Here is a 26,385-nt window from a genome sequence, read left to right as displayed (position 1 = left end):
CTTTGTCGGTAGTCTGGAGCCACCGCTGGAGGAAGAGATGCGCCTGATCCTGAATATCGTCTGGTTGATCTTTGGCGGCTTGTGGCTGGCGCTTGGCTATCTACTGGCCGCCCTCATCTGCTTCGTCCTCATCGTGACGATCCCGTTCGGAATCGCCGCGCTCCGAATCGCGTCATATGCCCTGTGGCCATTCGGCCGCACCATCGTCGACAAGCCCGGCACCCGCCCGGGAGCACTGGTCGGCAATGTCATCTGGGTCGTCCTGTTCGGCATCTGGTTGGCGATCGGCCATGTCGTCAGCGCGATCGCAATGGCGATCACGATCATCGGCATCCCACTGGCGCTGGCCAATCTCAAGCTCGTCCCGGTGTCGCTGTTTCCGCTCGGCAAGGAAATCGTGCCCGTCGACCAGGCGCGTGCCGTCTCCGATCCTTTCCGGGCGGCGGCGTGACCGTCACCGCGCTCGGCGTTCCGTCGGTGCAGCGCCCCGCAGTGGGGATGCCCACCGATGGTCCGCTGATCGACACCTTCGGCCGCGTCGCCACCGACCTGCGGGTATCGCTGACCGACCGCTGCAATCTGCGCTGCACGTACTGCATGCCGGCCGAGGGGCTGAACTGGATGCCCGGCGAGCAACTGCTGCGCACCGATGAGCTGACCCGCCTGCTGCGCATCGCCGTCACCCGCCTCGGCATCACCAGCGTCCGCTTCACCGGCGGTGAACCGTTGGTGGCCAGGCATCTCGAGGAGGTCGTGGCCGCCGCCGCCGCGCTGCGGCCCCGCCCCGAAATCACGTTGACCACCAACGGCATCGGGCTGGACAAGCGGGCGGACAAGCTGAAACGGGCCGGCCTGGACCGGATCAACGTGTCGCTCGACACGGTCGACGCCGCGCGGTTTGCCCGCATCACCCGCCGCGACCGGCTGCACGACGTGCTGGCCGGCCTCGAGGCGGCCAAGGCGGCCGGGCTTGACCCGGTGAAGGTGAATGCGGTGCTGGATCCGGTCACCGGGCTGGATGATGCGGTGGCGCTGCTGCGGTTCACCCTCGACCACGGATATCAGCTGCGGATCATCGAGCAGATGCCGCTCGACGCCGGCCACGAGTGGCAGCGCGGCAAGGCCATCGCCGCCGACGACGTGCTCGCGGCCCTACGCCGTCATTTCGACCTCCAGCCGGACCCGGTGCCGCGCGGTTCGGCGCCCGCGGAGCTGTGGGACGTCGACGGTGGCCGGGGCAAGGTCGGCGTCATCGCCTCGGTCTCGCACGCGTTCTGCTCAGCGTGTGACCGCACCCGGCTCACCGCAGACGGACAGGTCCGCAACTGCCTGTTCGCCCGGCACGAGACCGACTTGCGGCGTCTGATGCGGGCGGGAGCCGACGACGAGGCGCTGATCGCCGCGTGGCGCGCCACGATGTGGGTCAAGGCCGCCGGGCACGGCATCAACGACCCCGGGTTCGTGCAACCCGACCGACCGATGAGCGCGATCGGCGGCTGAGTTGGCTACCAAAGTGACGGTCCGATACTTCGCCGCGGCGCGTGCGGCCGCGGGCATGGATGACGAGATCATCGGCATTGCGCCCGGTACTACGGTGGCGTCGCTCCTACTCGATCTTGGCAAACGCGATCCAGAGCTCGCCAAGGTGCTGAGCCGATGCTCATACCTCTGCGACGGAATTGCGGTGCGGGACTTGGGAATCAAGTTGCGCGACGCGCAAACCGTCGATGTTCTTCCGCCGTTTGCCGGCGGCTAGACGTGATTTACGTCACATAACAAAATGGTCACAAGCTGGCTACGGTCCGTTACATATCCACCGGCACCTGCGAGAACGCCGAAGTCTCCTGCGGTTTTAGAAGTTCATTAGATTTTGCCGCCCCGGGAATCGCCGACATCGGCAGAATTCGACGGGAATACGACTACCCGTTACGGTCATCTCCCAAGCCCCTCGACCTCAATCGGGTGGCCCGCCGCGCCCGATCTGCGCCGAGCTCCATCCGATCCGGGCGTGGCCAACGACAACAACTTGGATGGAGGCGGGGGACCCACCGGTCCACCGACAGGACCAGGAGCCGCTTGCGGTTCCTAGGGGTGAAGCCGGCATTGTCTTCGGACGAGCCGGCCGGGCGACCTCTCCAGCCCGAACCCGACAGCTGACCTCGCGGGCGCGAAGAGAGGACTTAGCGCACCTATGAGTGGACGGCACCGTAAGCCCACTGCTTCTTCAGTAAGCGTCGCGAAGATCGCCTTTACCGGCGCGGTCATCGGAGGCGGAAGCCTCGCCCTCGCCGGGCACGCCGGCGCCGCGACCGACGGCGAATGGGACAGAGTCGCCAGCTGCGAATCCAGCGGCAACTGGTCCATCAACACCGGCAACGGCTATCAGGGCGGTCTTCAATTCTCGCCGAGCACCTGGTCGTCGCACGGCGGTGGCGAGTACGCACCCTCCGCCCACATGGCCACCAAGGAAGAACAGATCGCCGTCGCCGAGCGCGTGCTCGCCACCCAGGGCAAGGGTGCGTGGCCCGTCTGCGGCACAGGGCTCTCCGGCGCGACTCCGCGCAACGTCATCGAGGAGCCCAAGGCTCTTGATGCCTCCGGGGTCAACGGTGAACTGCCGCCCCCGCCGCCGCTCGACCCCTCCGCACCGCCCCCGGCTCCCGACGCCGCGCCGTTCGATGCGCTGTCCGCCCCGCTGCCCGACGCGCCGCCACCGGATGCGCCGCTGCCTCCTCCTCCCGCCGACGCTCCGCCGCCCGACGCCCCTCCGGCCGACGTGGCCCCGCTGGACGCGCCCCTACCTCCGCCGCCGCCCGACGCCCCTCCGGCCGACGTGGCCCCGCTGGACGCGCCCCTACCTCCGCCGCCGCCCGCCGACCAGGCGCCCGTGATCGACACCGCACTCACTGTGCCGCTCGACGCGCCGCTGCCTCCTCCTCCTGCCGACGCTCCGCCGCCCGACGCCCCGCTGCCCGCTGATGCCGCGCCGGTCATCGACCCGGTTGCGGCCCCGGCCGACAACTGGGACGCCGGTGCACCCGCGCCGGACCAGCCCCAGGTGTGGGCCCTGCACGCGCCCGCGCCGCTCGACACCCCTGATCTGCCGCCGCTTCCGCCCGCCCAACCGGCTCCCCCGGCGCCGCCCGCGCCGGGGGATGCGGCGGCCCCGCCCGCTGCCGACCCGCTGGCCCCGCTCAACGCGGTCAACATCCCGGGTCCGGCCCTCGACGCGGCCAACCAGGCGATGACCGACCCGGCTGCTGCGCTGCCTGCGCTTCCGGACGGCATGCCGCACCTTCCGAGCCCGGACAGCCTGCCGCCGGGCTCCACGATGGATCCGAACGCAGTGCCCGACGACAACCCCAACGTCAGCTACCTCAAGGACCTGTGGCAAGCGGTCCAGGACCATGACATCAGCGGTAAGGAAGCGTTGATCATGGGGCTCTCCCAGCGGGGGTTGGACACGCCGTACCCGGATCAGCCTCCTGGCCCGAACGTGCCCGTCACCCCGGCGCCACCGGCCGATCCCGCCGCTGCGCCCGGCCCCGTCCCGGCGCTCGCCCCGATGGCCGCGCCCGCGCCCGACGCGGCGCCGGTCCTGCCGCCCGCCTGAGCGTTCAGGCGGAACCGACCCATTCGTCGGAGCCGTCGGCGAAGAACTGGTGCTTCCACACCGGTAGCCGCGCCTTCACCGCGTCCACAAGGCGCTCGCACGTCTCGAACGCCGCTCCGCGGTGATCCGCCGATACGGCTGCCACCAGGGCGGCGTCCCCGATCTGCAGGCTGCCGATCCGGTGGCTGACGGCGATCGCCCGGACACCGTGACAATCGCCGGCGATCTCGGCCGCCACGTCTGCCAACGTCTGTTGCGCCGTGGGGTGCGCGGAGTACTCGAGCCTGGTGACGTTCCGCCCGCCGTCGTGATCGCGCACGACACCGGCGAATGCCACCACGGCGCCGGAGGCCACATGTGCCACCAACGAGTCATGCTCGACCAACTCGATCGGCTGATCGGTCAGCGCTGCCCGGAGCACGACGGCCGTCATCGCGAGTGGTCCTTTCCGTGGAGCTGGTCCAGGGCGTGCTCGAGCACGTCGTCGAGCACCCTCAGGCCGTCTTTGACCCCGCCGGGCGAGCCGGGCAGGTTCACGATCAGCGTGCCATCCCTGACGCCGCACACGCCGCGGGACAGCACCGAGGTCGGCACGTGCGGCAGACCCGATCTCCTGATCGCGTCGGCCAGGCCAGGAATCTGGTAATCGACGATGTTGGCCGTCGCATCGGCGGTTCCGTCCGTCGGCGATATGCCGGTGCCGCCGGAAGTGATTATCACGTCGACCTTTTCACCGACCGCGGCGAACAGCGCGTGATTGACCCCGCTGCCGTCGGCGACGACGACGGGCGCTGGTGTCTCGATGCCGCGCTGGGTGAGCCAGTCGACGATGATCGGCCCCGTGCGGTCCTCGTAGACACCCGCGGCGGCCCGCGTGGAAGCGATGACGACCCGGCCGGTTCTCAGCATCTCGTCCATGTCCCGGTCTTGCCGCCCTCTTTTCGCAGCACCCGAATACCGTCGATGGCTGCCGCCGGGTCCACCGCCTTGATCATGTCGTAGACGGTCAGGGCCGCCACGCTGACGGCGGTCAACGCCTCCATCTCGACCCCGGTGCGGTCTGTGCTGCGCACCGTGGCGGTGATGCCGACCGTTCCCGGGCCGGCGGCGTCGCCGATGTCGAAGTCGATGTCGACTCCCGTGAGGGCCAGTTGGTGACACAGCGGAATGAGATCGCTGGTCCGTTTCGCGGCGAGGATCCCCGCCCACCCGCGCGGTGGCCAGTGCATCGCCCTTGGGCAGCCCGCCCGACGCGATCAGCGCGACGACGTCAGGCCGGGTGTGCAGCATGCCCGAGGCGACGGCTGTGCGCTTGGTGACGTCCTTGCCGGTCACGTCGACCATGTGCGCCGCACCCGTTTCGTCGAGGTGCGAGAGGCGGTGCGCCGGGTCGGTCACCGTTACTTGTTAACCACCGTGACGGGGTGGGTGTACGGCAGGTCATCGGCCGGCAGCGGAAACGCCAGGTCGCCGAACGGCGACAGCGCGCCGGTTCGGTCGGTAGCCAGCTCGCTGACCGCGTGATCATCCTCGCCGTCGGTCTCGGGCCAGCCCGGGTCGACGTAGCGGTTCTTCCCTTTGTTGTCAGCCACGTGCACATTGTGGCAGGCGCAGCGGCCAGTGGCGACACCGGCGGGCTGCTTTACGCTGGTCAGCAATGACCGAAACTACTCCGGGCGTCCCGCTGGGCGCCTGGCTGGCCGCGCTTGACGATGAGCGGCTCATCCGGCTGCTGGAGTTGCGGCCCGACCTCACCCAGCCGCCGCCCGGCACCATCGCTGCACTGGCCGCGCGCGCGCAGGCGCGCCAGTCGGTCAAGGCCGCCACCGACGAGTTGGACTTCCTGCGCCTGGCGGTTCTCGATGCCCTGCTCGTGCTGCACGCCGACACCAACGCCGTGCCCGTGACCAAGTTGCTGGAACTGATCGGCGAGCGGGCCTCCGAGAGTGCCGTCAGCGCGGCGATCGACGATCTGCGCGCGCGCGCACTGGTCTGGGGCGATCCCGCCGTGCGGGTGGCGGCGGAGGTGGTCGCCGGCCTGCCGTGGTATCCGGGCCAGGCGGCGGTCGAGGTCACCCTCGACACCGCGGAGGAGATCGGCGCCCGGCTCGCCGCGCTCGACGAGGCACAGCTGGACCTGTTGCGGAAGCTGCTCGAAGGGTCACCGATGGGGCGCACCCGCGACGCCGCACCGGGCACGCCGCCGGACCGCCCGGTGCAGCGACTGCTGGCCGCCGGCCTGCTCCGTCAGGTCGACGCCGACACCGTGATCCTGCCCCGGCTGGTGGGTCAGGTGATGCGCGGCGAGCTGCCCGGACCCGTGTCGCTGGTCGAACCGGACGCGGTCGTGTCCACCACCACCGTCGCCGACGTCAACGCGGTGGCCGCCGGCGCCGCGATCGACCTGCTGCGCGAGGTCGAGCTGGTACTCGAAACCCTCGGCGCCACACCGGTTCCCGAGCTGCGCAGCGGAGGGCTGGGCGTTCGCGACGTCAAGCGGCTGACCAAGCTGACCGGCATCGACGAGGCACGACTCGGCCTGATCCTCGAGGTGTCGTCGGCGGCCGGGCTGATCGCGGCCGGCCTGCCCGAACCGGATCCCCGCGACGACGGCGCCGGCCCGTACTGGGCACCGACGGTGGCCGCAGACCGCTTCGTCGAGTCCCCCACCGCGGTGAAGTGGCACACCCTCGTGTCGACGTGGCTTGACCTCCCGGCCCGGCCGGGGTTGGTCGGCAGCCGCGGACCCGACGGCAAACCTTATGCCGCACTGTCGGATTCGCTGTTCTCCACGGCGGCGCCACTGGATCGCCGGCTTCTGCTGGCAGTGCTGCAGGGCCTGCCAGCGGGGTCCGGCGTGGACGCCGGGGAGGCGTCGCGCGCGATGATCTGGCGGCGGCCGCGCTGGGCGATACGCCTGCAGCCGGCGCCGGTGGGCGAGCTGCTGACCGAGGCGCATGCGCTGGGCGTGGTGGGCCGCGGCGCCCTGTCCACGCCGATCCGCCGGCTGCTCGCCGGCGACCCGTCCGAGGACGTCATCACCGCGATGGGAAAGGTGCTGCCCAAGCCGATCGACCACTTCCTGCTGCAGGCCGACCTGACGGTGATCGTGCCCGGCCCGCTGGAGCGTGACCTGGCCGAACAACTGGGATCCGTCGCCACGGTGGAGTCGGCGGGCGCGGCGATGGTGTACCGCATCAGCGAGGCTTCGATCCGGCGTGCCCTGGATACCGGGCGCACCGCGGGCGAGCTGCACGCACTTTTCGCGAGGCACTCCAAAACACCTGTACCGCAAGGACTGACCTATCTGATCGACGATGTCGCGCGGCGCCACGGACAGCTGCGGGTCGGCATGGCGGCGTCGTTCGTGCGTTGCGAGGATCCCGCGCTGCTGGCGCAGGCCGTGGCGGCGCCGGCGACCGAACCGCTCGAGATGCGTCTGCTCGCCCCCACGGTCGCGGTATCGCAGGCGCCCATCTACGAGGTACTCGGTGCATTGCGCGACGCGGGTTTCGCGCCCGCCGCCGAGGATTCGACGGGCACGATCGTCGACATCCGCGCCAGGGGCGCACGGGTTCCCGCGCCACCGCGCCGCCGAGCCCACCGGCCGACCGTCGCTCCCACCAGCCAGACGCTGGGAGCGATCGTCGCCGTGCTCCGCAAGGTCGCCGCCACGCCGTCCTCAAGCATGCGGCTGGACCCGACGGTGGCGATCTCGCAGCTGCAGGAGGCCGCGCATCTGCAGACCTCGGTCGTGATCGGCTACGTCGACCCTGCCGGGGTGGCCACCCAGCGGGTGGTCGCGCCGATCAATATCCGCGGCGGCCAGCTCACCGCCTACGATCCGGCGTCCGGCCGGGTACGGGAGTTCGCGATCCACCGCGTCACGTCGGTGGTGTCGGCGGACGAAAAATAATCGACCCGGCGGCCGGGTGCAAGACAGCCAATTCACAGGAGTCTCCGTGAACATGGCTGTGTGACAACGCTATTAAGCGAAGCCGCACAGGCGCCATACCGACACGGCCTGTCTTTGCTGCACGGCTGGCTTCCGCTGGTGATCCAGGCCGTCGCGGCCGTGGTGCTGGTGGTGGCCGTCGGGTGGCGTTCCCGGCGCTGGCGGCTGGTTTGGCTGCCGGTGGCGGTCGTCATCGGTCTGCTCCTTGCGGCCTGGGCGCACTGGTATGTCGATTCGCAGGGCCTCGCGGGTGATCCCGCCCCGTCGTCGCTCTGGGTCTGGGTCGGCCTGACCGGCGTTGCGCTGACGGTCGCGGCCCTCGGTTGGCGTGGCATCCGGTGGCGCCGCCGGGCGGTGTCGCTGCTGGCCGTGCCGCTGTGTCTGCTCAGCGCCGGGGTGGCGCTCAACCTGTGGGTCGGCTATTTCCCGACCGTCCAGATCGCCTGGAACGAGTTGACCGCCGGTCCGCTGCCCGACGAGACCGATATGGCCACCGTCACAGCCATGCGACGCGATGGCACGGTGCCCACCCACGGGGCGCTGGTCCCGGTGACCATCCCCTCCGACGCGTCACATTTCAAGCACCGGACCGAGTTGGTGTACCTGCCGCCCGCGTGGTTCGGCGGCAAGACGACACCCAAGCTGCCCGTCGTCATGATGATCGCCGGTGAGTTCAACACTCCCGCCGACTGGCCGCGCACCGGGAACGCGATCGCCACCATCGACGCGTTCGCCGCGACACACGGAGGTAACGCTCCGGTGTTCGTCTTCGTCGACGTCGGCGGCTCGTTCAACAACGACACCGAATGTGTGAACGGACCGCGCGGCAATGTCGCCGACCACCTCACCAAGGATGTCCCGCCGTACGTCGAGTCCACGTTCGGGGTGAGCACCGCCAGCGCCAACTGGGGTGTCCTGGGCTGGTCGATGGGCGGCACCTGCGCGGTGGACCTGACCGTGATGCATCCCGAGCTGTTCAGCACGTTCGTCGACATCGCCGGCGACACGGGACCCAACGCGGGCACCAAGGAGCAGACGATCGCGCGGATCTACGGCGGAAACGCCGCGGCGTGGCCGGTCTACGACCCGACCACGGTGATCACCAAGCACGGCCCCTACCGCGGCATGGCCGGGTGGTTCGCGATCTCGTCGGACGCACCCACGCAGCGGAAGGGACCGGCCAACCCAGACGCCGTCGGCCTCGGTGGGCAGGACGCGGCGGGCAACCCTGGCGACCAGACAGAAGCCGCGAACTCGCTGTGCAGCCTCGGCCGCGCGAACGGGATCGCCTGCGCGATCGTGGCCTCCCCTGGCAAACACGACTGGCCGTTCGCCACGGCGGTGTTCACCAAATCCCTGCCGTGGCTGGCCGGCGAAATCGGCACGCCGGACGTGCCGAAGATCCCGCTGCCGGGCGGGGGCGCGGCGCCGGGGCCGGTGGGCACTCCACTTCAAGCTGCGACGCACTGATCTCAAGATCGCGTTGGGCACTGATGACCAGCGCCGTCCAAGCGAACAATGCAGTCAGCAGGCATTCGCAGTGATCGCTCCACGCCCGGCACAGCCTGAACGCCTTCTCGGTCCCGGCATGGCGGCACGTCCGACACCGGCAGATCGGCGCACGTCAACAGCCGGAGAACGACCCGGCAATGGTGGCGGTCGCGGAGCGGCTGCGACGGGCTGAAACAGCGGGTGTCCGACGGTTCCGGATAATGGACAGAATGACCGACGGCCCCCTGATCGTGCAGTCCGACAAGACGGTGCTGCTCGAAGTCGACCACGAGCAGGCCGCGGCGGCGCGCGCCGCCATCGCGCCGTTCGCCGAACTGGAGCGCGCGCCCGAACACATCCACACCTACCGGATCACCCCGCTTGCCTTGTGGAACGCGCGAGCCGCCGGCCACGATGCCGAGCAGGTGGTCGACGCGCTGGTGTCCTTCTCGCGGTACGCGGTGCCCCAGCCGCTGCTCGTCGACATCGTCGATACGATGGCGCGTTACGGCCGGCTGCAGTTGGTCAAGAGCCCGGTACACGGCCTGACATTGGTGAGCTTGGACCGCGCGGTGCTCGAGGAGGTGCTGCGCCACAAGAAGATCGCCCCGATGCTGGGCGCCCGCATCGACGACGACACCGTCGTGGTGCACAACAGCGAGCGCGGGCGCGTCAAGCAGATGCTGCTGAAGATCGGCTGGCCCGCCGAGGACCTGGCCGGCTACGTCGACGGCGAGAAACACCCCATCGACCTCCACCAGGACGGCTGGCATCTGCGCGACTACCAGGAGATGGCGGCCGACTCGTTCTGGGAAGGCGGCTCCGGGGTGGTGGTGTTGCCGTGTGGCGCGGGCAAGACGCTCGTCGGCGCCGCCGCGATGGCCAAGGCGGGCGCGACCACCCTGATTCTGGTCACCAACACCGTCGCGGGTCGGCAGTGGAAGCGCGAACTGATCGCCCGCACGTCGCTGACCGAGGACGAGATCGGCGAATACTCCGGAGAGAAGAAGGAGATCCGGCCCGTCACGATCGCCACGTATCAGGTGATCACCCGCCGAACCAAAGGCGAGTATCGCCACTTGGAGTTGTTCGACAGCCGCGACTGGGGCCTGATCATCTATGACGAGGTGCATCTGCTGCCTGCGCCGGTGTTTCGGATGACGGCCGACCTGCAGTCGCGCCGGCGCCTCGGGTTGACCGCCACCCTGATCCGCGAGGACGGCCGCGAGGGCGATGTGTTCAGCCTCATCGGGCCCAAGCGCTACGACGCGCCCTGGAAGGACATCGAAGCGCAGGGCTGGATCGCCCCCGCCGAATGCATCGAGGTGCGGGTGACGATGACCGACAACGAGCGGATGCTCTACGCGGTCGCCGAACCCGACGAACGCTACAAGCTGTGCTCGACCGTGCACAGCAAGATCGCCGTCGTCAAGTCGATCCTGGAACGCCATCCCGGCGAGCAGACACTGGTGATCGGCGCCTACCTCGACCAGCTCGACGAACTCGGCCAGGAGCTCAATGCCCCGGTGATCCAGGGATCGACCAAAACCGCTGAGCGCGAAGAGCTCTACGACGCGTTCCGGCGCGGTGACATCTCCACCCTGGTGGTGTCGAAGGTGGCGAACTTCTCCATCGATCTTCCGGAAGCCAGTGTTGCCGTGCAGGTTTCGGGTACATTCGGATCGCGCCAGGAAGAGGCACAGCGCCTGGGGCGGCTGCTGCGCCCGAAGGCCGACGGCGGCGGCGCGATCTTCTATTCGGTGGTGTCACGCGACAGCCTCGACGCCGAGTACGCCGCACACCGGCAGCGGTTTCTGGCCGAGCAGGGCTACGGCTATGTCATCAAGGACGCCGACGACCTGCTGGGACCCGCGATCTAGACGTGCGGCCCAACGGCTTTCGCGACGGTCAGCAGCACCGCCGAATCCTCCAGGGCCTGCAGGCCGTGGCGCGACGACGGGATGACGATGTGATCGCCCGCCGAACCTTCCCAGTGGACTTGCTCGTTGGTGATGCGTACCCTGCCGACCAGCACCTGCAGGGTAGCTTCACCCGGGCTCTCGTGGTCGTCGAGCCGGCTGCCCGCGGTCAGCGCGATGACGGTCTGGCGCAGGGAATGTTCATGCCCCCCGTAGACGGTGTGCGCGCTGCGACCGCTGTTCGCGGCGCGGGCGGCCTCGAGGTGTTCGCGCGCAAGCGCAGTCAGTGAAACCTTGTTCATACCCGGCGTCCCCTTCCAGACGATCGGACATGCCATCCAGTGCCTGAGCCATGCATCGTCTCGATTCAGGCCGTGGACTTCGAGCCATGAGCAACACATCGGATAAGCAGTCCACTCACACCATTCTCGTCATCGGCAGCACCGGCAAGACCGGAAAGCGCGTGACGGCACAACTCGAAGAGCGCGGTATCGATGTCCGGCACGAAGGCATCCGGTCTGGAGTAGACGACGATTCTTCGCTGCGCCTTCTTCGCGCAGAACTTCAGCGAGGGCGCCTGGCTCGACGAGATGCGCACCGGCGCCGTGGTGTTTGCCGGTCGGCGACGTACAGGAACCACTTGGATTACGCACGCGAGGCCCGACGGGTGCGTGGGCGTACTAGTCAATTTCGAATCGCGGCGAGCACAAGTCACTGCTGCGGGAAGCGCGCGGCCAGCGCGTCGAGGAGTTTCTGGACCTCGGCGACCCGTCCCCGGAGCCGCACCAGAGCCTCAGGAACGCGGTGGCCGTCGTCGAAGCCTCGCTCACATCGCTTCAACCAGCGCTGTTCAGCAGAATCGGCGAGGTGGTTCGCCTCCGCCATCTCAACAAGCAAGATCGCTTCGAACGATTGAGCCTGCGCCACATCGTTGGTGTGCATGGGCCGCGAGATCGATAACACGTCGCGATCATTGCCGACGATCGTAACTTCAGCGACTCCACAGGTTCACCAGTCGGTCAACCTTCCGACCGACGTCGGTAACCGCGCGTTAACGGTCGGCCCCACCGCGTGCGAGCCTCGGTCTACCAGTTGGGAGCATGCTGGTCGTGGCGGGATCGATGCACACCGACGCACCCTGTTCGGGTGCCAACAAAGCCTGGACTCGCGGCCTGGCCGCACATCGGCAGGGTCGCCGCCGCCCTTGGCGCGGCAATGGGAATCGGGCGGTTTGCCTATACCCCGATCCTGCCGCTGATGACCGCGCACGCGGGCCTCACTCCGCATGCGGCCGCCCACCTCGCCACCGCGAACTACACCGGCTATCTGGCCGGGGCTCTGGCAGGGACCTTCTCGACGCGCCTGGCCCGCTCCGCAACGGCACTACGCATATCGCTCGTCGTGCTGGTCGCCACCGTGGCCGCAATGCCGTTGACTTCCAACCTCATGGCTTGGGGGGTGCTGCGTACGGTCGCGGGTTTCGCCAGCGCGCTGGTGTTCGTCATCGCGATCAACTCCCTGCTGGAGCATTTACGGGACCATTCGCCGCACCTGCCCGGCTGGGGCTTCGGCGGCGTCGGCGTCGGGATCGCGCTCTCGGGTGCCCTCGTGCTGTCGCTGCCGCCCTCCGCGAGTTGGCGGACGGCATGGTGGGCGGCCGCGGGCCTGGCCGCTGTCCTCAGCGCCGCCGCCTGGGCGATGCATGGCGGCCCGAAGCCACCTTCGCCTGTCGCTGCGACTCCGACGCCGAAGCGTCCCGCCGCCCGCCTGTTCGCGGCGCTGTTCGTCAGCTACACCCTGGAAGGAATCGGATACATCATCGCGGGCACCTTCCTGGTCGCGGCTATCCGGGAGAACTCCACCGGGTGGCTGGGCAACGGGGCCTGGTTGCTCGTGGGTGTGGCCGCGGCTCCGTCGGCGGCGCTGTGGGCGTGGCTGAGTAAACGATGGTCACACGCCGTCCTTCTCGTCGCGGCGCTGCTGTTGCAGGCCGTCGGGATCGCGATGCCGGCCGTGACACACAGCGCGGTTGCCGCCCTTTTCGGGGCGATGCTGTTCGGCGCCACGTTCATCGGCGTGAGCACCCTGGCACTGGCGGCCGGAAGACTGCTGCAGTTCCCCGGCTCGGTGGCCCTGTTGACGGCCGGATACTCGGCCGGACAGATCGCGGGTCCCGTTCTGGTGAACCCCCTTCTCGCCGAGGGGTTTCGGCTCGCGCTGATCGCGGCCGCGATGGTTGTCGTTTCGGCGGCGGGCGTGGCGGTCCTGCTTCGAGCCGGAGTCATCCGCGCCGGTGCGGATCGTCTCGTGGCAACCAACTCTCCGGGTCGGCCGTGAGGTCCTCGGCATCGCGGGTGAACGCGTCGGCGACCGCCAGGACGGCGCCACTCGTCTCGCTTCGGCGCCAGACCAAGGACCACGTCCACAGTGGTGTGGGATGCACCACCGAACGGCGAACCAAACCGACGGGCTCGGCGGTGTCCTGGCCCCTCGGATTGTTGAGCACGGGCCGCCGCAGCCGGCGTACGTGCTCGAAAAATGTGGGCCCCGTGACTCCTCCGTCGTCGACGCGCATGATGCCCGCGCCGGTGTCCCTGGCGAATTCCTCGGCGTAGCGGTTCCAGGACGACCAACTGACCGTGTCACCGTCGACCAGTACGACGATGTCCTCGGCGTCCACAGGTGCGGTGTCGGAGCCGGCACTGAGTGCGTAGAGCCGGTCGACCCCGAGCAGTCGGGCATGCAGCGACAGGTTCTCGAGGTCGGTGTCCTGCACCCAACAGATCGCGAGATCCAGACTCCCGTCGGACACCCGGGAGGCCTGGGTGTGCGACGGCATCACCCAGGTGTCGACACGAAGCTTCGCCACTCCGGCGGCACGCTCCGCCAGGTCGGGCGGGCGCCACTTGACATAGCCGAGCCGGACAGGCTCCGATATCGACAAACCCGCAGCGCGCCTTCGCAACTCGTCGGCCCGTTCCAGCAACGTCCGAACCTCGGGCATCAGGGCGGCGCCGGCGGGCGTGAGCGTCACCGAACGGCGATCGCGGTCGAACAGACGGACCTTCAAATCGCGTTCCAACGCCTTGATCTGCTGGGACAGCGACGGGCCGGCGATATGGAGGCGTTCGGCGGCGCGACCGAAGTTCAGCTCCTCGGCGACCGTCAGGAAGTAGCGCAGCTGGCGCAGTTCCACGCGGTAATCCTAGTGCACTGAGAGCCTGTGCCTATCAGCAGCGAGATAACAGAACGTTGCCAACGGGACTCAGTGAGGCCCGCTCGAGTGTTCGGAAGTGCAGAAACCGAACAGGGGAGCACACCATGAATTCACCACACGTCGCCATCGTCACCGGAGCCTCGCAGGGCATCGGCGAGGGGTTGGTCCACCGCTATCGCAAACTCGGCTACGCCGTGGTCGCCAACTCGCGCACCATCGGCGGGAGCGACGATCCGATGGGTCTGACCGTAGCCGGCGATATCGCGCAACCCGGTGTCGGTGCACGCATCGTCGAGGCAGCGATGGAGCGCTACGGCCGGATCGACACCGTGGTCAACAACGCGGGCATCTTCATCCCCAAACCGTTCACCGACTACACCGACGACGACTACGACGCGATCGCCGGGGTCAATCTGCGCGGCTTCTTCGAGGTATCCCGTTCGGCGGTGCGCGCCATGCTCTCCCGCGACGGTGGAGGTCATGTGGTCAACGTCTCCACCAGCCTGGTGGACCAAGCCAACTCCCAGATCCCCTCGGCGTTGGCCGCGCTGACCAAAGGTGGCCTCAACGCCGTCACGAGGTCGCTGGCGGTGGAGTACGCGGACCGCGGGATCCGTTTCAACGCCGTGGCTCTCGGCGTCATCCGCACCCCGATGCACGATCCGTCGACTCACGAAGCGCTGGCCAAGATGCATCCTCTCGGTCGCCTCGGTGAGATCGATGATGTCGTGGACGCGGTCCTGTACCTGGAGCAGGCGCCTTTCGTCACCGGTGAGATCCTGCACGTGGACGGCGGCCAAAGTGCCGGGCGATGATGTTCTGCGCGAGGTTCTGGATCTGTGGAAGACCGGCATCGACGCCGAGCGGCCCGAGTGGGTGGGGGGTGTTCACGGAGGATGCCGTCTTTCAGGGGCTGAGCCCGTACACCGTTGGGCGCCAAGGCGTCCGGGATTACTACGCGGGCCAGCCCCGCGGCACGACGGTCAGGTATTCGGTACTCGAGAGCCGCAGGCCGGCAGCCGACGTGGTGCACGGCTATGTGCAGGCGGACTTCGCCTATCCCGACCGGCCACCACTGCGCCTTTATCTGAGCGTGGTGGCCCACCGCATCGACGGCAGATGGAGCATCGCCGCTTATCAGGCGTCGCGGGAGCCCTCGCCGAGAGCCGGTATGACCTCGCGTTCGAATAGCTCGATGCCGGAACGGTCGTAGGCGGCCTCGGGAAAGTACAGGATCGCGTATTCACAGCCGAGGTCGCGCATCCGCTGCATTTTCTCGATCACCTGCTCCGGGGTCCCTGACCCGGATTCCGGTGCGGTGACCGACGCCAGCATTCCGTCGACGGCGGTGCCGTTCGCCTTGGCCACCAGCCGGGCGCGAATCCGTGCGACGCGGTTGCTGACGTCGGCGTCCGATTCGCCGATCACGGTATTGAAGTTGGCCGATCGCACGATGGCGTCGTAATCCGTGCCGACCTCGCGGCAATGGCCGGCCAGCACCTGCGATTTGTGCGCGAACGCGGCGGGGTCGGAAGTGAAGTTGGTGTACTGCGCGTACTTCGCGGCTATCCGCAGCGTTACCTTCTCGCCACCGCCGGCAATCCACATCGGGATGCCGCCGTCCTGCAAGGGTTTTGGCTCGACGATCGGCCCGTCCACCTGATAGTGCTTGCCGTCGAAGGTGACCTCACCGTCGCGCCAGGCGTCACGCATGATCTGAACACCCTCGTCGAGACGCGCGAGCCGTTCGCCCGCGGAGGGGAATCCGTAGCCATATGCGCGCCACTCGTGCTCGTACCAGCCGCCCCCGATGCCCATCTGGACGCGGCCGCCGGAGATGATGTCGGCAGTGGCGGCGACCTTGGCCAGATAGACGGGGTTGCGATAGCTCATCGCGGTGCACATCTGGCCGAGCTTGATGCGCGACGTCGTCGCCGCATACGCCGCCATCAGCGACCACGCCTCATGGGTCGCCTCATGCGTCGGCATGGGCACGGTGTGGAAGTGGTCGTATACCCACAGTGAGTCGAATGCGCTGTCGTCGGCGTAGGCGGCGAGGTCCCGCATCACCATCCAGTGCGTGTCGGTCGGAATGTCAACAAGGTCGAGTCGCCAGCCCTGGGGGATGAACAGTCCGAATCGCATGACGGGGACTCTAATATCAGCGCCGGGTGGCCACCTATCGCGCGGCAATTCGATGAACACGTGACACAAGTGGCCACTCGACGATCGGTGAAGCGTCAGACTGCAGGGATGTCCCGGTCGAGCGATGCCCGAGCACGTTACGAGCGGATGCGTGCCGCCCACGTCTTGGCCGTCCAGGCCGCGTTGGCGGACCACGTCGCGCGCCTGGCGTGGTCACGTGAACAGCTGAACCGGTACCGCGATCAGCGGCTGAGGGCGTTTCTGGCTTATGCGCGCGAGCGGTCGCCGTTTCACGCCGCACGTCTCCGCGACGTCGACGTGTCGTCGGTTTCCACAGCCGACCTGGCACGCATACCGGCGATGACGAAAGCGCAGGCGCAGGACGAGTGGGACTCGATCGTGACGGTCCGGGACCTCACCCGGGACGGCGTCGAGCGCATTCTGGAGTCGCAGCAGTGGTTTTCGTACACCCGCGGGGACGATCAGGTGTTCAGCTCGGGCGGTTCGAGCGGCGTGCGCGGCGTCTATGTCTGGGGTTGGGATTTCTTCGTTTCCGCGGCCTGCCTGGCCTGGCGGACGCAAGCGAGGTCGGACGGCAACGAATCATCGTCGCGATCCCCGGCCGGGATGGCCGTGCTCGAGGCGGGCGTGCCTCCACACGCCAGCACGCCGCTCTTCGATGTGCCCCTCTCCGCCGACATGCAGACCGTGGTGATCCCCGCGGGTGAACCGTTCGACAGGGTGCTGGCGGCGGTGGCGGCCGCCCGTCCCACTCATCTTGTCGGCTACTCGTCGGTGATCGGCCGACTCGCCCGTGCCGCGCTGGCGGGCGAACTCGACTGCCGTCCGGTGCGGGTGAGCACCAACTCCGAACCCCTGCTCGAGGAGGACCGAAGGGCAATCCGCGAGGCGTGGCAGGCGCCGGTCCACAATTTGTGGGGATCCACCGAGATCGGGGTGCAGGCGGTCGGATGTGGCCTCGGTGACGGACTTCACGTGTGTGAGGACGAGGTCGTGCTCGAGCGCGTCGACGAGAACGGTTCGCCGGTCGGTCCCGACGAGCCTGCCGCGCGGACGCTCGCCACGGGACTGGCCAATCGGACGTTTCCCTTCATTCGCTATGACCTCGGCGACCAGGTCACGTGGCTTGCTGGCACGTGCGAGTGCGGCAGCTCGTTTGCTCGGGTGGCAGATATCGGCGGACGGCGCGACGACGACTTTCGGTACGGACGGATCTCGGTTCCGGCCGGCGCATTCCGGCACCTCCTCGGCACAGACCCGCGGATCTCCGAATACCAGGTCGCCCAGACCATCGCCGGCGCGGATATCGTCGTCGTCGGCACCCCCGACGTGAACGCGCTGCGCACCGCCCTGACCGTCGCGCTTCGCGAGTTCGGTTTGTCCGCCCCCGTCGTGCACGTCGGCGTCGTCGAGCGCATCCCCCGTCACCACGCGACCGGCAAACTGAGGCGGTTCATCCCGCGCGACTAGCCTGGCGAACATGGCCCTATCCAAAGAAGAACGCGAGCAGTTTCTGTCCGAGCCACACATCGCCGCGCTCTCGGTGAGCGCGGGCGACAAGCGCGGTCCGCTCACCGTACCGATCTGGTACCAGTACACCCCTGGCGGCGAACCGTGGGTGCACACCGGCAATGGTTCTCGCAAGCACCGCCTCATCGAAACCCAGGGTGAATTCACGTTGATGGTGGAACGCGCCGACCCCAGCGTGCGCTACGTCGCGGTCGACGGCCCGGTCAGCCGCATCGAACCCGCCACCGATGAGCAACTCGTCGAGATGGTCAAGCGGTACCTGCCGGCCGACAAGGTGGAGGCCTACCTCGAGTTCGCCCGCCGCGAGCCCGGCGAGGGCGTGGTGATCTACATGAAGCCGGAGCACTGGCTGTCCGCAGATCTCGGATCTCTTTGACCGATGGGCGGACGGCGGCTCCTGTTCGAGTCCCTCTACCGGCTGGGTTTCGTCCCGTGGGACGGCCACCCGCTGCCGAAGAGCCTGCGGGACCTGGTCGAGGCACCCGAAGCCCTGTCGGCGGGCACGGCGCTCGATCTCGGCTGCGGGACCGGCGACAACGCGATCTACCTCGCCAGGCACGGCTGGCAGGTGACCGGGGTGGACTATGTCGCCAAACCGTTGGACAAGGCGCGGGCCAAGGCGGCGGCCGCGAACGTCGCCGTCACGTTCGTCCAGGCCGATGCGACCCGGCTCAGCTCGGAGGGCGTCGGGGCCGGGTTCGACCTGATCGTCGACAACGGTTGCCTGCACGGAATGAACGCGCAGGATCGTGATGCCTACGTGCGGGAGGTGACCGCGGTGGCCGCGCCGCGCGCCCGGCTTCTGTTGATCGAGTTCATTCCTGGCGGGTCGTTCGGCGTGCCCGGCATCGATCCCGACGAGGTCAACCGCCGGTTCGTGACGGACTGGACACCGGTGACGTCGGGAAGTGAGCCCGAAATGGATCACAACGGCAAGGATCCAGGACGCCACTACGTGTTTCAGCGCGGCTCGTCGACGACGGTGAACGCGACGGACCCGTAGTAAACGGGCAATCCCTGGCGGACAAGGCCTTTCAGATCGTCGTCGGACGGCGCGGAAAATCCGGGGTTGATCTCGATGGCGGCGAACGGCACCTGCCCGAGCCGCGCGTCGGGCACCGCGACTACGCAGGCATCGCGGACCGCCGGGTGTGAAATCAGGACTCGCCGAACTGTCTCCGGCAAGATCTTGAATCCGCCTCGGTTGATCGCGCCATCGGCCCTGCCGTGCAAGGTGACGAACCCGTCCGGGTAGATCGAGGCGATGTCGGTGGTGCGGATCCAGTCCGGACTGATGGGGGCCACTTGCGCCTCCAGCAATCCATGGTGCTGGTCAGAATTTGCAGCGCCACAACGGGTTCGGCCTCGGCGTGTCACCGGCACTTGCCACGACGCTCCAACCCGGTGACGGCCGCCACGAGAGGCGCCGTCAGTGACCTCGCGACGCCCGCACTGCCTGCATACCCGGCGGCCGCGATGACCTCATCGGTCCGATCACGGCGTTCGGCGACGATGGCCGACAACTGCAGCTTTTCGATGTCGCGGCCGATCGATTCCGGTGACTGGAACGAGTGGATCATCGAGACCGTACGGCCGGCGGCCAGGAAACCGATGATCGCCGCGGCGTGCGGCAGCCCTCGAACTGGATGCACGGTCGCGCGCCATAGCTCGCCAAACCCACCGCAAAGTTTTCGGTAAAGCTCTCGGCACGGCTGGACGATAGCCAAGTCATCGCCGCGGCACACCCGGATTGCAGTTCCGACCTGCAGGCCACTGACGACCTGAAGCCGCAAGGCACCTCCGGGGATCCGGGACTTGTGACTCACTTGTCACTGCTCAAAACGTTAGACATCAACGTGAAGTACGGGAAAACGTTTAACCGCTCGACGCGTGCGCTTGTCACGACGGTATTGGTGCTGATGGCCATCTACGTCGTCGCCGCATGCGATGGTGCCGGTCCCCCGTCGCCGACGCCCAGCACGGCAGCCGGCCGATCCCGGCTCCCCGAGATCGTCACCGAGAAGGCGATACGAGTCTGCAGCACAGGCGATTACCGGCCGTTCACCTATCGAGATCCGCGAGGCAATTGGAGCGGCCTCGATATCGACATGGCGCACAATCTCGCCGATCACCTCGGCGTCAGACTCGCCCTCGTTCCCACGACCTGGGCCGACCTGCTGACCGATGTCGGGAACCGCTGCGACATGGTGATGGGAGGGGTCAGCATCACCATTACCCGGGCGCATCAGGCCCTCTTCAGCGCGCCGTATCTGCGCGATGGCAAGGCCGGAATCGTCCGCTGCGCAGATGCCGCGAAGTATCAGGGCTTGAGCGATATCGATCGGCCGGGCGTCCGCGTCGTCGAAAACCCCGGGGGCACCAACGCCGAATTCGCCAAGAGCCACATCAAGCAGGCCAAGCTGCTGTCCTACCCCGATAACACGACCATTTTCAGCCAGCTCACCACCTACGCGGCCGACGTCATGTTCACCGACATCAGTGAGATCCGCTACCAGATGCAGCAGGACCGGCAGTTGTGCGGAGTCAGCCTCGACCACCCGTTCACCTCCGAACAGAAGGCCTACCTGCTACCCCGCGCCGATTCCGCGCTGCAGCAGTATGTCGACCAGTGGCTGTCCCGGGCCCAGACGGACGGGACCTATGCGGCGTTCAGCCGAACGTATCTCGGTCAGGTGGTGGGTCCGTGACCCACCACGCGTCGACTCGGCGGCAGCGCTTCCCGGACCACCGACTTGTGGATCTTGATTCGCGACGGGACGGCGACGCGACCGGCAATCGGCGGGACGGATAGGGCCCGGGCGCCGTTCAGTGGTTCACCTCGGCAACTCGAACATCGTGGGCGACGACAGGCAGCATCAATGGCCGCAGCCCGCGCACGTTTACCGTGCGCTGATCGGTTCGGGAATCTTTCGCCGCATTGACGGCGATACTGCGGCCGAACTGCTGACCCAGCTGCATCCGGCGTACTTCCCACGGGGGACGGTGATCTTCGCCCAGGACGACCTCGGCGACGAGTTACACGTGATCGTCTGGGGCAAAGTCAAAGTCGGTTACCGGAGCCCCGACGGTCGCGAGAATGTCCTGACTGTCATGGGTCCATCGGAGATATTCGGAGTGATATCGCTTTTCGACGGGGGCCGGCGTTCGTTCAGTGCCACCGCCCTGACCGACGTGCATACCGTGCCGATCGAGCGCGAACAACTTCTGGCGTGGATGGAGGTCTGGCCAGAAATCACGTTTCAACTACTCCGGGTACTCGCGCGGCGAGCAGAGGCCACGTCGAACTACTTGCGCGACATGTTGATGCCCGATGTGCCATGTCGGGTTGCGAAACGTCTTGTTCAGCTCGCGAAGCGATTCGGCATCAAGGAGGGCGAGACGGTGCGGGTGAAGCACGACCTGTCGCCGTACGAAATGGCTCAACTCGTCGGCGCTTCTACCGACACCGTGGCCGCGGTGCTGGGCGAATTCGCCGACCGTGCCTGGATTCTGCTCGATGGTGAGAGCATCGTGATCAGGGATGTGCGGAGACTTCTCGAATTCCCCGCCCGCGGAGCGGGTTAGCCGTGAGAGGACGGACTTACAGCACCGCGTCGGCGAGCCTGCTGACCTCGTCGGGGTCGGCAAGTCCCGGATGCAGGATCACCTCGTCGGCTCCGATGGCTTCAAACGACGCCACGGCCTTCCGGATCTCCCCGGCGGTTGTGTTGACGCGCTGCGCCATCGCATCCGCGGCTTCGTCACCGAGTGCGGCGTAGTAGTCGCGGATACTGGACCGGCCCCGCCCGGCGTCACCGAGGGCAAAGTAGGCGATCGCCACCAATCGGGGTGAGCTGTGCCGGCCCGCGTCACGCCATGCCCGTCTGGCCGCCTCGAACATCGGCTCGATGGCCGGGGCGGGCAGGGAGCCGGCCACGTAGCCCTCGCCCCACGTCGCCATCCGCCGGAACGAGCGAGGCGCCATGCCGCCGAACAACAGTGGAATCGGTCGCGTGCCCGTCGGCACGGCCGCGTTGACGCCGCCGCCCAACGGGCTCACTCCGCCACAGGTGATGGTAGGTCTCCAGATCCGAGTCCATCCGCCGGCCGAGATGCCGTCCATATCGCGGATCTGCGTCGGCAACCCGATGCCGATCTTCATCAACGGACCCCGCTGCCGCGCGGCGGCGTGGCGGTGCCGTAAACGCGTTGTGCGTGCTCGGAATACGCCTCCACGGCCGTCGCGCGGATCATCTCTCGGGCCTCCGCAGGCATGTTGGCTATGGTGTCGTCGATGATGTCCCGCTCCCCTTCATACATGCTCATCCCCAACACAAGTGACATCTCATCCGGGTTCATTCCGCCCACCATGGACTGCACGATCTCGTTCCACTCGTCGATCCCGATATGTGATTCCATGACCGGGACGACGTAGGTGTCCTCGTACTCCATGTGATCGACGAGGAAGCCGACAAGCGTTTCCAGTTCAACGGCCAGCCGCTCGCGCCGGTCCGCAGTTGGATCGCGGCGCCACCGGGCCAGGGACTCGGTGACTTTGTTGACGGCGGATTCGACCTGCCGGTGTTGCTCCTCGACGCGAAGCACATGCCAGGACACCTGCACCGGGGCCCGCTGCTGCAGGAGCGGCCAGACGTGCTCGTCTTCACCGGCGTGATGGTGATGGAGCGTCGAGATGATCAGGTCCAGATGCGCGGCCACGGCTTGAGCTCGTCCGTTGTCGCCACCCGCGACCTGCCGGACCACTCCCGGGGCCAACAGGAACTCACGTCGAAACATCCGATGCATCATGGCCATCTCGCGACCATCGAAGTGACTTGCGTCGCTCATGGAGCCCTTTCACCGGCTGACTGTCCTCACTCGATAACGCGCAGGCGTCGCGGCTGATTCAGTCTCCGATGGATCCCGGGCACCGGGCGTCGGCACACGGCTCATGCGCCGAGCACCGAACGCATGCTTTGCCCTTCGACAACAGGCAAGAAACACAAAGCCCCTGAGGCACTTCTTGTGCCCCAGGGGTTCTCGTCGGTTGCGTTTAGCTGGTCAGTGATTCCGGTGGGGTGAAGCGGTCGCCGTATTTGGCGGCCAGTTCCCTGGCGCGGGCCACGAACGCTTCCTGACCGATGCCGGCCGGCCCCTGGTAGCCGACGATGTACTGTGCGCTGCCACCGGTGTAAGGCGGGAAGCCGATCCCCATGATCGAGCCGATGTTGGCATCGGCGGTGGAGGTCAGCACGCCCTCATCGAGGCACTTTTGCGTCTCGATCGCCTCGGCGAACAGCATCCGGTCGATCATGTCCTGCAACGGAATACTGGCACTGCCCGACTTGAAGGTCTCGCGCAGCCCCGGCCACAGTCGGACCCGTTTACCGTCGGCGTACTCATAGAACCCGGCGCCCTTGAGGCGGCTGGGCCGGCCGAGTTCGATCATCTTGTCCACGACAGCCTCGGCCGGATGCGGCTCATAAGTCCCGCCGGCGTCCTCGACACCCTTGCGGGTGGCCGCGGCGATCTTGTGCATCAACTCCAAATTGAGCTCATCGGAGAGTTGCAGCGGCGGCGCGGGATAGCCCGCCTGGCTGCCGGCGTGTTCGATGCTGGCCGCCTCCACGCCCTCACCCAGCATCGCCAGCGCTTCGTTGACGAAGGTGCCGATGACGCGGGAGGTGAAGAAGCCGCGACTGTCGTTGACCACGATCGGGGTCTTGCCGATGGCCAGCGTGTAATCGAACACCCGGGCCAGCGCTTCGTCAGAAGTCTTCTCGCCCTTGATGATTTCCACCAGCGGCATCTTGTCCACCGGGGAGAAGAAGTGGATCCCGATGAAGTCCTCCTGGCGCTTCACGCCGGTGGCCAGCCCGGTGATCGGCAGCGTGGAGGTGTTGGACCCGAGCAGCGCGTTGGGTTCGACGATGTCCTCGATCTCCTGGAACACCTGATGCTTGAGGTCCTGGCTTTCGAACACCGCCTCGATCACGAAATCGACATCCTTGAAGTCCGCGGCGTCGGCGGTCGGGGTGATCCGGCCCAGCAGGGCGTCGGATTTCTCTTGGCTGGTGCGGCCCCGCTCCAGCGCTTTGGCTTCGAGTTTCTCGCTGTACGCCTTGCCCTTCCGAGCGGCCTCGATGCTGACGTCCTTGAGCACCACGTCAAAGCCGGCCTTGGCCGAGACATAGGCGATTCCGGCGCCCATCATGCCGGCGCCCAGCACTCCGATCTTGGTGATCGGTGTCTTGCCGATGCCGTCGGGCCGCGATCCGCCGCCGGTGATGGTCTGCAGATCGAAGAAGAACGCCTGGATCATGTTCTTGGCGGTCTGACCGGTGACCAGAGACGTGAAGTAGCGGCTCTCGATGCGGCTGGCGGTGTCGAAGTCGACCTGCGCGCCCTCGACCGCGGCGTCCAGGATCGCCCGCGGCGCCGGCATCGGCGCACCCTTGAGCTGCTTCTTGAGCAGCGCCGGGAACGACGGCAGGATGCCCGCCAGTCCCGGGGATGCCGGGGTGCCGCCAGGCATCTTGTAGCCCTTCACATCCCACGGCTGGGTGTGGCTGTCGGGGTTGGCCTTGATCCATGCCTTGGCCGCCGGGACCAACTCCTCGACCGAGCCGACCAGCTCGTCCACCAGGCCGACGTCCTTGGCCTTGCCGGGCTTGAACCGCGTGCCCTGACTCAATACCTCCATGAACGCCTTCTGAATACCGAACATCCGCACGGTGCGGGTCACCCCGCCACCACCCGGCAGCAGGCCCAGCGTCACCTCGGGGAAGCCGACCACGAGGCCCTTGACGTCGCAGGCGATGCGGTGGTGACATGCCAACGCGATCTCCAGACCGCCGCCGAGGGCCGCGCCGTTGATGGCGGCCACGACCGGCTTGCCGAAGGTCTCCAGCGTGCGCAGGTCCTTCTTGATGCCTTCGACGGTGCTGAAGAACTCGCCTGCGTCCTCCGGCCGGGCCTGGATCATGCCCTTGAGGTCGCCGCCGGCGAAGAACGTCTTCTTGGCGCTGGTGATGACCACACCCGTAATCGAATCCTTCTCGACGACAAGGCGTGCGACGGCGTTATGCATCGACTCGCGGTAGTGCGCGTTCATCACGTTGGCCGACCCGGTCGGGTCGTCCAGGGTGAGGGTGACGATGCCGTCGGCATCCTTGTCCCACTTGATCGTGTTCTCTGCCATTTCTGTTCGAACCCTCTCAGACTCGTTCGATGATGGTCGCGACACCCATGCCGCCGCCGATGCACAACGTGACCAGCGCGCGGCGCGCATTGCGGCGCTCGAGCTCGTCGACCATCGTGCCGGTGATCATGGCCCCGGTGGCTCCCAGCGGGTGACCCATGGCGATGGCACCGCCGTTGACGTTGAGCTTCTCGTCGGGAATGTTGAGGTCCTTCTGGAACTTCAGCACCACGGACGCGAACGCCTCGTTCAGCTCGAACAGGTCGATGTCGTCGAGGGTCAGGCCGGCGCGGTCGAGCACCTTGCGTGTCGCGGGTGTCGGGCCGGTGAGCATGATGACGGGATCCGCGCCGCTGGTTGCGGTGGCCACGATGCGGGCGCGCGGGGTCAGGCCCTGCGACTCGCCCGCCTTCTCGCTGCCGACCAGCACCAGCGCGGCACCGTCCACGATGCCGGAGCTGTTGCCGCCGGTGTGGACGTGGTTGATCTTCTCGACCCAGTGGTACTTCTGCAGCGCCACATCGTCGAAGCCGCCCATTTCGCCGATGCCGTCGAACGCGGTCTTCAGCTTGCCGAGGCCCTCGAGCGTGGTGTCGGGCCGCATGTGCTCGTCGTGGTCGAGGATGACGAGACCGTTCTGGTCCCGCACCGGTACAACCGACTTGGCGAAGTAGCCGCCGGACCATGCCTCGGCGGCCTTCTGCTGCGAGCGCAGCGCGTAGGCATCGACGTCGTCGCGGGTGAAGCCTTCGGTGGTGGCGATCAGGTCGGCGCCGATGCCCTGTGGCACGAATCCGATCTGGTAGTTCGTCTCAGGGTCGGTCGCCCAGGCGCCGCCGTCGGATCCCATCGGCACCCGGCTCATCGACTCGACACCGCCCGCAAGCACCAGGTCGTCCCAGCCTGACCGCACCTTCTGCGCGGCGGTGTTGACGGCTTCCAGGCCGGACGCGCAGAACCGGTTGAGCTGGACACCGCCGGTGGTCACGGGCAGCCCGGCCGCCAGCACCGCGGTGCGGGCGATGTCGCCGCCCTGGTCGCCGACCGGGGACACCACCCCGAGGATCATGTCGCTGATCAGGGTCTCGTCCAGGTCGGGGTGGCGCCGCCGCAGTTCGTCGACCAGGCCGACGACCAGGTTCAGCGGCTTGACCTCGTTGAGCGAGCCGTTCCTCTGCTTACCGCGAGGCGTGCGAATGGCCTCGTAAATGAACGCTTCTTCGGACATGAAGATATTCCTGTTCAGGTGGGGTTACGGACGCCCTGTCCACATGGGCGTAGTCCTCTACCGGG

At 67.4% G+C, this 26,385-nt stretch carries 28 protein-coding genes, 1 pseudogene and 1 riboswitch; of the genes and pseudogenes, 14 read left to right on the top strand and 15 right to left on the bottom strand.

Annotation, left to right across the window (positions count from 1 at the left end):
* Positions 1–37: 37 nt before the first annotated feature.
* From ACVWWN_RS11025 to ACVWWN_RS11010, 4 genes are all read left to right on the top strand, one after another.
* Positions 38–451, top strand: coding sequence for a YccF domain-containing protein (locus tag ACVWWN_RS11025; RefSeq protein WP_457143926.1), 414 nt, complete (start codon positions 38–40; stop codon positions 449–451).
* Positions 448–1,500: a GTP 3',8-cyclase MoaA gene (gene moaA, locus ACVWWN_RS11020; RefSeq protein ID WP_457143925.1), complete on the top strand. Its 1,053-nt coding sequence runs from the start codon at positions 448–450 to the stop codon at positions 1,498–1,500. Before ACVWWN_RS11025 ends, moaA begins: the two co-directional genes overlap by 4 nt.
* A 13-nt stretch (positions 1,501–1,513) precedes the next feature.
* Positions 1,514–1,756, top strand: coding sequence for a MoaD/ThiS family protein (locus tag ACVWWN_RS11015; protein ID WP_457143924.1), 243 nt, complete (start codon positions 1,514–1,516; stop codon positions 1,754–1,756).
* Positions 1,757–2,006: 250 nt separating this feature from the next.
* Positions 2,007–2,182: riboswitch (cyclic di-AMP (ydaO/yuaA leader) on the top strand.
* Positions 2,183–2,191: 9 nt separating this feature from the next.
* The gene (locus ACVWWN_RS11010) at positions 2,192–3,613 is read left to right on the top strand and encodes a transglycosylase family protein (protein WP_457143923.1); all 1,422 of its coding nucleotides are present in this window, start codon (positions 2,192–2,194) and stop codon (positions 3,611–3,613) included.
* 4 nt (positions 3,614–3,617) lie between these two features.
* Here the strand turns inward: ACVWWN_RS11010 and ACVWWN_RS11005 are convergent, their stop codons facing one another.
* From ACVWWN_RS11005 to ACVWWN_RS10990, 4 genes and pseudogenes are all read right to left on the bottom strand, one after another.
* On the bottom strand, positions 3,618–4,046 hold the full coding sequence (locus ACVWWN_RS11005; protein WP_457143922.1) for a molybdenum cofactor biosynthesis protein MoaE: 429 nt from the start codon (positions 4,044–4,046) through the stop codon (positions 3,618–3,620).
* Positions 4,043–4,522, bottom strand: coding sequence for a MogA/MoaB family molybdenum cofactor biosynthesis protein (locus ACVWWN_RS11000; protein WP_457149080.1), 480 nt, complete (start codon positions 4,520–4,522; stop codon positions 4,043–4,045). The genes ACVWWN_RS11005 and ACVWWN_RS11000 overlap by 4 nt, the downstream gene beginning before the upstream one ends.
* A pseudogene (moaC, locus tag ACVWWN_RS10995) lies at positions 4,516–4,957 on the bottom strand (cyclic pyranopterin monophosphate synthase MoaC). The gene ACVWWN_RS11000 and the pseudogene moaC overlap by 7 nt, the downstream one beginning before the upstream one ends.
* A 56-nt stretch (positions 4,958–5,013) precedes the next feature.
* Positions 5,014–5,211: a hypothetical protein gene (locus ACVWWN_RS10990; RefSeq protein ID WP_457149079.1), complete on the bottom strand. Its 198-nt coding sequence runs from the start codon at positions 5,209–5,211 to the stop codon at positions 5,014–5,016.
* Between the two features lie 59 nt (positions 5,212–5,270).
* On the opposite strand from ACVWWN_RS10990, the gene ACVWWN_RS10985 reads away from it, so the two are divergent.
* The 3 genes from ACVWWN_RS10985 (at position 5,271) to ACVWWN_RS10975 (ending at position 10,939) form a co-directional block, all read left to right on the top strand.
* Entirely contained in the window at positions 5,271–7,529 is a 2,259-nt protein-coding gene (locus ACVWWN_RS10985; RefSeq protein ID WP_457143921.1) for a helicase-associated domain-containing protein, read from the top strand.
* A gap of 60 nt (positions 7,530–7,589) precedes the next feature.
* The gene (locus tag ACVWWN_RS10980; protein ID WP_457143920.1) at positions 7,590–9,038 is read left to right on the top strand and encodes an alpha/beta hydrolase; all 1,449 of its coding nucleotides are present in this window, start codon (positions 7,590–7,592) and stop codon (positions 9,036–9,038) included.
* Between the two features lie 251 nt (positions 9,039–9,289).
* Positions 9,290–10,939 (top strand): DNA repair helicase XPB, encoded by a 1,650-nt coding sequence (locus tag ACVWWN_RS10975; RefSeq protein WP_457143919.1) that lies wholly within the window; start codon positions 9,290–9,292, stop codon positions 10,937–10,939.
* On the opposite strand, the gene ACVWWN_RS10970 is transcribed toward ACVWWN_RS10975, so the two are convergent.
* The 3 genes from ACVWWN_RS10970 to ACVWWN_RS10960 all read right to left on the bottom strand — a co-directional run bounded on the left by ACVWWN_RS10970 (position 10,936) and on the right by ACVWWN_RS10960 (position 11,905).
* Positions 10,936–11,280: a cupin domain-containing protein gene (locus ACVWWN_RS10970; RefSeq protein WP_457143918.1), complete on the bottom strand. Its 345-nt coding sequence runs from the start codon at positions 11,278–11,280 to the stop codon at positions 10,936–10,938. The genes ACVWWN_RS10975 and ACVWWN_RS10970 overlap by 4 nt on opposite strands.
* A 65-nt stretch (positions 11,281–11,345) precedes the next feature.
* Complete coding sequence (locus tag ACVWWN_RS10965; RefSeq protein WP_457143917.1) at positions 11,346–11,576, bottom strand: hypothetical protein; 231 nt, start codon at positions 11,574–11,576, stop codon at positions 11,346–11,348.
* Between the two features lie 113 nt (positions 11,577–11,689).
* Complete coding sequence (locus tag ACVWWN_RS10960; RefSeq protein WP_457143916.1) at positions 11,690–11,905, bottom strand: hypothetical protein; 216 nt, start codon at positions 11,903–11,905, stop codon at positions 11,690–11,692.
* A 219-nt stretch (positions 11,906–12,124) separates the two neighbouring features.
* Between ACVWWN_RS10960 and ACVWWN_RS10955 the strand changes: the two genes are divergently transcribed.
* Complete coding sequence (locus tag ACVWWN_RS10955; RefSeq protein ID WP_457143915.1) at positions 12,125–13,315, top strand: YbfB/YjiJ family MFS transporter; 1,191 nt, start codon at positions 12,125–12,127, stop codon at positions 13,313–13,315.
* Here ACVWWN_RS10955 and ACVWWN_RS10950 read toward each other — a convergent pair.
* Positions 13,260–14,174 carry a LysR family transcriptional regulator gene (locus tag ACVWWN_RS10950; RefSeq protein ID WP_457143914.1) on the bottom strand — a complete coding sequence of 305 codons (915 nt, stop codon included), beginning with the start codon at positions 14,172–14,174 and terminating at the stop codon, positions 13,260–13,262. The two genes, ACVWWN_RS10955 and ACVWWN_RS10950, sit on opposite strands and share 56 nt — an antisense overlap.
* 125 nt (positions 14,175–14,299) lie before the next feature.
* Here ACVWWN_RS10950 and ACVWWN_RS10945 point away from each other — a divergent pair, with 125 nt between their 5' ends.
* The gene (locus ACVWWN_RS10945; protein ID WP_457143913.1) at positions 14,300–15,010 is read left to right on the top strand and encodes an SDR family NAD(P)-dependent oxidoreductase; all 711 of its coding nucleotides are present in this window, start codon (positions 14,300–14,302) and stop codon (positions 15,008–15,010) included.
* A gap of 322 nt (positions 15,011–15,332) precedes the next feature.
* On the opposite strand, the gene ACVWWN_RS10940 is transcribed toward ACVWWN_RS10945, so the two are convergent.
* Positions 15,333–16,340: an LLM class F420-dependent oxidoreductase gene (locus tag ACVWWN_RS10940; protein WP_457143912.1), complete on the bottom strand. Its 1,008-nt coding sequence runs from the start codon at positions 16,338–16,340 to the stop codon at positions 15,333–15,335.
* A gap of 87 nt (positions 16,341–16,427) precedes the next feature.
* On the opposite strand from ACVWWN_RS10940, the gene ACVWWN_RS10935 reads away from it, so the two are divergent.
* From ACVWWN_RS10935 to ACVWWN_RS10925, 3 genes are read left to right on the top strand one after another with little or no spacing between them, the layout of a single operon-like run.
* Positions 16,428–17,831, top strand: coding sequence for a phenylacetate--CoA ligase family protein (locus tag ACVWWN_RS10935; protein WP_457149078.1), 1,404 nt, complete (start codon positions 16,428–16,430; stop codon positions 17,829–17,831).
* 10 nt (positions 17,832–17,841) lie between these two features.
* Complete coding sequence (locus ACVWWN_RS10930) at positions 17,842–18,267, top strand: pyridoxamine 5'-phosphate oxidase family protein (protein ID WP_457143911.1); 426 nt, start codon at positions 17,842–17,844, stop codon at positions 18,265–18,267.
* Between the two features lie 3 nt (positions 18,268–18,270).
* A complete protein-coding gene (locus ACVWWN_RS10925; protein ID WP_457143910.1) occupies positions 18,271–18,894 on the top strand; it encodes a class I SAM-dependent methyltransferase in 624 nt (207 codons plus the stop codon).
* On the opposite strand, the gene ACVWWN_RS10920 is transcribed toward ACVWWN_RS10925, so the two are convergent.
* Positions 18,852–19,196, bottom strand: a complete 345-nt coding sequence (locus ACVWWN_RS10920) for an AMP-binding enzyme (RefSeq protein ID WP_457143909.1) — start codon at positions 19,194–19,196, stop codon at positions 18,852–18,854. The genes ACVWWN_RS10925 and ACVWWN_RS10920 overlap by 43 nt on opposite strands.
* A gap of 68 nt (positions 19,197–19,264) precedes the next feature.
* Positions 19,265–19,543, bottom strand: coding sequence for a hypothetical protein (locus ACVWWN_RS10915; protein WP_457143908.1), 279 nt, complete (start codon positions 19,541–19,543; stop codon positions 19,265–19,267).
* Between the two features lie 204 nt (positions 19,544–19,747).
* Between ACVWWN_RS10915 and ACVWWN_RS10910 the strand changes: the two genes are divergently transcribed.
* A complete protein-coding gene (locus ACVWWN_RS10910) occupies positions 19,748–20,599 on the top strand; it encodes a transporter substrate-binding domain-containing protein (RefSeq protein WP_457143907.1) in 852 nt (283 codons plus the stop codon).
* 202 nt (positions 20,600–20,801) lie between these two features.
* Positions 20,802–21,476 (top strand): Crp/Fnr family transcriptional regulator, encoded by a 675-nt coding sequence (locus tag ACVWWN_RS10905; protein ID WP_457149077.1) that lies wholly within the window; start codon positions 20,802–20,804, stop codon positions 21,474–21,476.
* A gap of 16 nt (positions 21,477–21,492) precedes the next feature.
* On the opposite strand, the gene ACVWWN_RS10900 is transcribed toward ACVWWN_RS10905, so the two are convergent.
* From ACVWWN_RS10900 to ACVWWN_RS10885, 4 genes are all read right to left on the bottom strand, one after another.
* Positions 21,493–22,053 (bottom strand): hypothetical protein, encoded by a 561-nt coding sequence (locus tag ACVWWN_RS10900; RefSeq protein ID WP_457143906.1) that lies wholly within the window; start codon positions 22,051–22,053, stop codon positions 21,493–21,495.
* Positions 22,053–22,706 (bottom strand): hemerythrin domain-containing protein, encoded by a 654-nt coding sequence (locus tag ACVWWN_RS10895; RefSeq protein WP_457143905.1) that lies wholly within the window; start codon positions 22,704–22,706, stop codon positions 22,053–22,055. The genes ACVWWN_RS10900 and ACVWWN_RS10895 overlap by 1 nt, the downstream gene beginning before the upstream one ends.
* A 238-nt stretch (positions 22,707–22,944) precedes the next feature.
* The gene (locus tag ACVWWN_RS10890) at positions 22,945–25,092 is read right to left on the bottom strand and encodes a 3-hydroxyacyl-CoA dehydrogenase NAD-binding domain-containing protein (protein WP_457143904.1); all 2,148 of its coding nucleotides are present in this window, start codon (positions 25,090–25,092) and stop codon (positions 22,945–22,947) included.
* Positions 25,093–25,108: 16 nt separating this feature from the next.
* Positions 25,109–26,320, bottom strand: coding sequence for an acetyl-CoA C-acetyltransferase (locus ACVWWN_RS10885; RefSeq protein ID WP_457143903.1), 1,212 nt, complete (start codon positions 26,318–26,320; stop codon positions 25,109–25,111).
* Positions 26,321–26,385 lie beyond the last annotated feature (65 nt).

The sequence above is a fragment of the Mycobacterium sp. URHB0021 genome (assembly GCF_054057895.1).
Note: the sequence above shows the minus strand (reverse complement) of the source record. Positions and strands in the feature narration are given on the sequence as shown.